The sequence below is a fragment of the Klebsiella sp. 18074 genome, from assembly GCF_902705905.1.
In the GTDB taxonomy this organism is placed as follows: Bacteria; Pseudomonadota; Gammaproteobacteria; order Enterobacterales; family Enterobacteriaceae; genus Klebsiella; species Klebsiella terrigena.
Map to the genome: position 1 here is coordinate 1 of NZ_CACSIS010000087.1, position 1292 is coordinate 1292.

1 protein-coding gene is annotated in these 1292 nt (G+C 61.1%); it reads left to right on the plus strand.

Annotated features, from left to right (window positions below; genetic code table 11):
- Positions 1 to 1292: FumA C-terminus/TtdB family hydratase beta subunit (locus GVK32_RS28625; protein ID WP_159989812.1), on the plus strand; the 1292-nt coding region annotated here is incomplete at both ends.

Sequence of the window (1292 nt, forward strand, 5' to 3'; positions counted from 1 at the left end):
ACCGGCACCGCCATTATTACCGGCAAGAAGGGCCAGCGGGTGTGGACCGGCGGCGGCGATGAGGCCGCGCTGGCGCAGGGCGTCTACAACACCTACATTCAGGACAACCTGCGCTATTCGCAGAACGCTGCCCTCGATATGTATAAAGAGGTCAACACCGGCACCAACCTGCCGGCGCAGATTGACCTCTACGCCACCGACGGCGAGGAGTATAAATTCCTCTGTATCGCCAAGGGCGGCGGCTCGGCCAATAAAACCTATCTCTACCAGGAGACCAAGGCGCTGATCACCCCGGCGAAGCTGAAGGACTACCTCGTCGAGAAGATGCGCACCCTCGGCACCGCCGCCTGTCCGCCGTACCATATTGCGTTTGTTATCGGCGGAACCTCTGCGGAATCGACGCTGAAAACCGTTAAGCTGGCCTCCACCCACTATTACGACGGCCTGCCAACGGAGGGCAACGAGCACGGCCAGGCGTTCCGCGACGTGCAGCTCGAGCAGGAGCTGCTGCTGGCGGCCCAGAATCTCGGCCTCGGGGCGCAGTTTGGCGGCAAGTACTTTGCTCACGATATTCGCGTAGTGCGCCTGCCGCGCCACGGTGCCTCCTGCCCGATTGGGATGGGCGTCTCCTGCTCCGCCGATCGCAACATTAAGGCGAAAATCAACCGCCACGGGATCTGGCTGGAGAAGCTGGAAAGCAACCCCGGCCAGTACATCCCGGAAGCGCTGCGTCAGCAGGGTGAAGGTAAAGTCGTCAGCATCGACCTCAATCAGCCGATGAGCGATATCCTCGGACAGCTTTCGGCCCATCCGGTTTCTACTCGTTTAACGTTGAACGGCACGATTATTGTCGCCCGCGATATCGCCCACGCGAAGCTCAAGGAGCTGCTGGATAACGGTGAGGCGCTGCCGCAGTATGTCAAAGATCACCCGATCTACTACGCGGGTCCGGCCAAAACCCCTGAGGGCTACGCTTCCGGTTCGCTGGGGCCGACCACCGCCGGGCGCATGGATTCCTACGTCGATCTGCTGCAGTCCCACGGTGCGAGCATGGTGATGCTGGCAAAAGGCAACCGCAGCCAGCAGGTGACCGACGCCTGCCATAAGCACGGCGGCTTCTATCTTGGGAGCATCGGCGGCCCGGCGGCGGTGCTGGCGCAGCAGAGCATCAAGAGCCTCGAGTGCGTGGCCTGGCCGGAGCTGGGAATGGAAGCTATCTGGAAAATTGAGGTGGAAGACTTCCCGGCGTTTATCCTGGTGGATGACAAAGGCAACGACTTCTTCCAGCAGAT